2 protein-coding genes are annotated in these 6,000 nt (G+C 69.4%); both read right to left on the minus strand.

Annotated features, from left to right (window positions below; translation table 11 throughout):
* Positions 1–148 precede the first annotated feature (148 nt).
* A complete protein-coding gene (locus GQ56_RS39460) occupies positions 149–1,210 on the minus strand; it encodes a GIY-YIG nuclease family protein (protein ID WP_034199258.1) in 1,062 nt (353 codons plus the stop codon).
* Between the two features lie 150 nt (positions 1,211–1,360).
* Positions 1,361–6,000: autotransporter-associated beta strand repeat-containing protein (locus tag GQ56_RS0121480; RefSeq protein ID WP_031400587.1), on the minus strand; the 4,640-nt coding region annotated here is incomplete at its 5' end.

A 6,000-nucleotide genomic window follows, 5' to 3' on the forward strand; every position in this document is an offset into this window, starting at 1 on the left:
ACAGGCACCGCGCGCGGGTTCCCTGCGCTTTTCGGAACGGAAATTGCCATAACGAGCGAGCCAGTACATGCGCTCGTCAAGGCGTGGCCGTACTCGTTGCAATCAAGAGCAAAGGCCAATGACCTCGCCGACACGGCTCACGTCTCTCTCACGCCCTTAGTAGATTTCTTGTTTCAGGGAGCAAGACGGACACGAAATCATCGTACCCGCGATCGTACTCTTCGTCGTTGGCGAGGTATTCCAGGAATCGGTCAACAGCGATGTCCTGTTTGTCCGTTGTCGGCGGCCGGTATGCCTTCCAGGCCAAGAGGAAGAGCCGCCGCAACGGATGTTTGCCTCCTCGCCCACGATTCAACGCGGCCGCCAGTACGTCATAGGACGAAGGTAACCCGCTGGACACCGGGCGCCGGAGCTTGAACGATAGAAGCACGGGCAATATCCCCTTGGGATTCCAGAAATCCCAAGCCAGCCCGGGAGCAAACTCTTCTCGCCAGAAGCGGTATCGCGTCAAGCGATATGCCGCGGCAAACACATCGTCGCGCAAGTTTTCCGGCGCGCCTGCATCGTAATATTGCACGGCGATATTCACGAATGCGTCGAGTGCGTCGCTCCACGAGGCATCCGAGCCCCATGCGGTTTTCCGGGCTTGAGCTTGCTTGATGCGATCCCATCCGCCTTTTGCTCGTAGATCCGCCTCGGTTCCAGCCTGATCGATTTTGCAGAAGTGCCCGCCCCGCACCCGCTCGATGCCGTGTTCCGACATCAACGCGATGGTAGCCTCGTCCTCCATCGCTTCGGCCCTGTGCGTGTCCTGAGTGCCGGTGTTGATGGCATAAACGCGTCGCAACGGCCTGTATCGCTTGGTCCACTCCGCTCCGACACCGGACTTGTGCTGTTCCCACCGGCGGTCCAGGTCATCACTCAGGCCGACATAGAATCGCCCCTCCTCGAGTTCGAGGACATAGAGATGGATATCCCTCGGCGTGGCGGCGCCACACCAGTTGACCGGCCCGGCGCCGGATTTTTCTTTCTTGCTGCCTGAGCCGGCGAGATCCCTGAATGCCTGCGCAGCCTCCTCGGAAATCTCGGCGCCGATGGCCGCTTTCTTCCATCCAGCGACGGGCTTCACCCCGAGCAACTCCATCTGCCGGCGTGTATACCCGCCTCCCGCGCTCGCTCCGGCTGCCAGCAATTCCTCGGTGATCCGCATAAGGTTTCAATCGCTCGTACTGGAAAACAACCATGGCATCGGGACGCCATCCGCCCGCACAGCGCAGCACAACCCGAAACCGTATTCGTCAACGGCACGATTGCGTTCCGGCAGCCCGGGCGGCGGGATCTACCCGCCGCCGCGGGTCCGTCAGAACTTCCACAGGATGTTGCCGAGCACCGCGTTGTCGCGCACGCCGCTGCCGTACTGGCCGCTGTACGTGAGACCGAGCGTCAGGCGTTTCGTGATGTTCGCGTCGATGCCGGCTTCGAGCACCGCGCTGTCGCGGGCGATCGGCACGCCCGACACCTGGAACGACGTGCCGCCGTTCGCGAACGTGAACGCCGACGACGGTCGCACGTTGCCGAACGCATGCCGCCAGCCGACCGTCCCGCGCGCGGTGAACGTGCCGCTGCCGATCGAGCCGAGCTGCGACGCCGCGCGCAGGCCGAGGGTCGAGAAGCCCACGTGGGTCGTCTCGCCGCCGGTTTGCAGCGCCGCCGCGCCCCCCGTCTCCGTATAGCCGTCGGTGTGCATGTTCACGTACGCGAGGCCCGCGAACGGCTCGATCGCGACGGGCCCGACCGGCAGCGCATAGCCGACTTCGCCGAACACCTGCGCCGAATTCGCGTTGTAGCCGGCCGAATCGTGATCGGTGAAACCCGCGAAGCCCGGATAGCGGTCGCTGTTGATCCGGTACCACGTGTACGACGCGCCGCCGCGCACGCCGAGCGCCCCGTACTGCGCGCCGCCGTACAGCGACAGGTAGTAGCTGTTCACCGCCGCCGACGAGCTCTGGTCGTTGTCGAGCGAGCTGTGCGTGACGCCGGTGGCCAGACCCGCGCGCCACTTGTCGTTGAGCGCCATGTCGGCGCCGGCGATGAAGCCCGTCATGCTGCGGTTGATCGTCGATGCGTTGCCGTCGCCGGTCAGCCGGCTGCGGCCGCCGAACGCCTGCCCCCAGACGACCGGCTGGTACGGCGTGCCGCCGTAGCAGCCCTCGCGCGAGCCGATCCGCTGCTCCGGAGACGTCGCGCCCGCGCTGTTGTCGCCGCACAGCGCCGCCCCGCCCGACGACAGCGCGGCGAGCGGGCCCGATCCGGGCGCAAGACCCTGACGAACGCGATCGGTCACGGCGTCGCGCACGTAGCGGCTGTCGAGCAGCAGCATGCTCTTCAGGCTCGCCTGCAGTTCGCCGTCCAGCAGCCCGTACGCGCGGCGCGCGGTGCCCGCATCGGTCGTCAGCACCGCGTCGTAGAGCGGATTGCCGGCGCCGAGCCCGCCGAGCGCGGTCGCGACCGAGCGCTGGTTGGGCGTCGTCGCGACGTCGGGCAGCGACGTGCCGTTCTCGACCAGCCGCAGGTACACGTGATCCGGATCGTAGCTGAGCGTCGGCATCAGGAACGCATAGTTCGAATTCACCTGGCTGAACGCGCCCTGCACGCCCGACGCCGCGCTCACGATCGTGTAGGTCGTGCTCGGCTGATAGCCGCCCTGGTTCGCGAGCACCTGCACGGTGCCGCCGTTCAGCGTTGCCTTGCCGCTCGCCGCGAGGCTGCCGCTTTGCTGCGGCGTCGCCGCGACCTGGAACGTCGAGCCCGGCTGGAACGTGACGTTGCCGCCCACGTTCAGCGCCGCGCCCGGTTGCGCTGCGGCCGCCATCGCGCCGCCCTGCACCACGAGGCCGCCGATCGTGCCGGTGCCGGTCAGCGTCGCGCCGCTCTGTACGGTCACGATCGACTGGCCGAGCGAACCGTTGACCGCGAGCGTGCCCGCGCTGACGGTGGTCGGGCCGCTCAGCGTGCTCGTGCCCGTCAGCGTGAGTTGCCCGCTGCCGGCCTGCGTCAGCGAACCGGCCCCCGAGATCGCGCCGCCGAACGACGTATTGTCCGAACGGTTGAAGATCAGCGCGCCGGCATCCGCCACGTTGCCCGCGAGGCTGCCCGAGGTGCCGCCGTTGCCGATCTGCAGCGCGCCGGCGTTGATGGTCGTGCCGCCGGCGTAGGTGTTCGCGCCGGACAGGATCAGCGTGCCGCCGCCGCTCTTCGTCAGCGAGCCGTTACCCGCCAGCGTGCCGCCGTACGCGCCGCCGCCCGCGACCGTGAGACCGCCGGTGCCGGTGTCGAGCGTGCCGCCGCTCGCGCCGTTGAGCCCACCGAGCGTAAGCTGGGTGCCGCCGAGCGCGACGTTGCCGCCGTTCAGCGTCAGGCCGCCCGTGCCGAGCGCGCCGCTGTTGCCGATCACGAGCGAGCCGCTGTTCAGCACCGTGCCGCCCTGGAACGTGTTGGCGCTGTTCAGCGTCAGCGTGCTCTGGCCGTTCTTGACGAGGCCGCCCACGCCCGACACCACGCCCGACAGCGTCAGGTTCGCGCTGCCGCCGATCGTCGTGCTGGCGTTCACCGTCACCGGGTTCGCGAGCGTCACCGCGGTCGTCGTGTCGAGCGTGCTCGCCCCGCTGACCGTCAGCCCGCCGGTGCCGAGCGCGCCGTTGCTGCCGAGCACGAGCGTGCCGCCCGTGACCGTGGTGCCGCCGCCGTAGGTGTTGTTGCCCGACAGCGTCTGCGTGCCGGTGCCGCTCTTCACGAGGCCGGCCCCGCCGCCGATCGTGCCGGCGAACACCGTGTTCCCCGAGCCCGCGAGCGTCAGCGGGTTCGCGCCGAGCGACACGGTGCTGCCCGCGACGCCGGCCAGCCCGCCGATGGTCTGCGGGCCAACGCCGCTGCCGATGGTGAAGCCCGTGCCCACCGCGTTGAGATCGACGGTGGTCGCGCTCGACAAGCTGCCGCCCGCGCCGATCACCAGGCCGCCCGCATTGATCGTCGTCGCGCCGGTGTAGGTGTTCGCGCCAGTCAGCGTGGTCACGCCGTTGCCCTGCTTCGTGATCCCGCCCGTGCCGCTCAGCGCGCCGGCAAAGGTCGAGTACGAGCTGTCGCCGAACGTGAGCGTGTTGCCGCCGAGCGCGACGTTCGTGCCGGCGGCGCCCAGCAGCGCGCCGATCGTCTGGTTGCCGTTCGATGCGCTGATGTCGAGCGTCGCACCCGTACCGGTCAGGTTCACCGCGCCCGTCGCCGCCAGGCTGCCGCCCCCGCCGATCACCAGCTTGCCCGCGTTGATCGTGGTGCCCCCCGTGTAGCTGTTCGCGCCCGTCAGCGTCTGCGTGCCCGCGCCGCTCTTCGTCAGCGAGCCCGTGCCCGTCAGCGCGCCGCCGAAGGTCGCGCTGCCGCCGCCGTTGCCGAGCGAGAAGTTGCCCCCACTGAGCACCACCGTCGTGTTGCTCACACCGGACAGCGCGCCGATCGACTGGTTCAGGAGCGCACCGCTGAAATCGAGCTTCGCACCCGCGCCCGCCAGATTGACCCCACCCGTCGATGCGAGGCTGCCCATCCCGCCGATCGCGAGCGTGCCGGCATTGATCGTCGTGCCGCCCGTGTAGGTGTTCGCGCCCGTCAGCGTCTCCGTACCGCCGCCCTGCTTCGTCACGCCGCCCGAGCCCGTGATCGCGCCACCGAAAGTCTGGTTCGTGTTGTCGCCGAACGACAGGCTGTTCCCGCCGAGCGCGAGGGTCGACCCGCCCACGCCGCTCAGCGCGCCGAGCGTCTGCGGCGCAGTCGCCGCGCTGAGATCGAGCGTCGCACTCGTACCCGTCAGGCTCACCGCGCCGCCCGTCGCGAGACTCCCGCCCGCGCCCAGCGCCAGCGTACCGCCCGCCACCGTCGTGCCGCCCGTGTAGGTGTTCGCGCCCGTCAGCGTCTCCGTGCCCGTGCCGGCCTTCGTGATGCCGCCCGCACCCGTGATCGCGCCGCTGAACGTGTGATTGCCGGCATCGCCCAGCGTCAGGCCGCTCGTACCGAGCTTGACCGTCGTGCCGCCCGCGCCCGCGAGACCGCCGATCGCCTGCGGCGTGGTCGCACCGCTCAAGTCGAGCTTCGCGCCCGTGTTCGCCAGGGTTACCGTCCCCGTCGATGCCAGACTGCCGTTCGCGCCGATTGCGAGCGTGCCGGCATTGATCGTCGTGCCGCCCGTGTAGGTGTTCGTGCCCGTCAGCGTTTCCGTGCCGCCGCCCTGCTTCGTCACGCCGCCCGAGCCCGTGATCGCGCCACCGAAAGTCTGGTTCGTGTTGTCGCCGAACGTCAGGCTGTTCCCGCCGAGCGCGAGGGTCGACCCGCCCACGCCGCTCAGCGCGCCGATCGTCTGCGGCGCACCCGCCGCGCTGAGATCGAGCGTCGCACTCGTGCCCGTCAGGCTCACCGCGCCGCCCGTCGCGAGACTGCCGCCCGCGCCCAGCGCCAACGTACCGCCCGCCACCGTCGTGCCGCCCGTGTAGGTATTCGCGCCCGTCAGCGTTTCAGTTCCCGTGCCGGCCTTCGTGAAACCGCCCGTACCCGTAATCGCCCCGGCGAACGTACCGTTGGCGCTGCCGCCCGCCGTCAGCGTGTTGCCGCCCAGTTTCACGGTCGAGCCAGCCGCGCCGGTCAGCGTGCCGATCACCTGCGGCGTGGTCGCGCCGCTCACGTCGAGCGTCGTGCCCGTGTTCGCCAGGTTCACCGCGCCCGTCGCCACCAGGCTCCCGTTCGCGCCGATCGCCAGCGTGCCGGCATTGATCGTCGTGCCGCCCGTGTACGTGTTCGCGCCCGTCAGCGTCTCCGTGCCGCTACCCTGCTTCGTCACGCCCGCCGAGCCCGTGATCGCGCCACCGAAAGTCTGGTTCGTGTTGTCGCCGAACGTCAGGCTGTTCCCGCCGAGCGCGAGGGTCGACCCACCCACGCCGCTCAGCGCGCCGATCGTCGGCG

Origin of the sequence: Burkholderia paludis (assembly GCF_000732615.1) — a bacterium.
GTDB classification, from domain to species: domain Bacteria; phylum Pseudomonadota; class Gammaproteobacteria; order Burkholderiales; family Burkholderiaceae; genus Burkholderia; species Burkholderia paludis.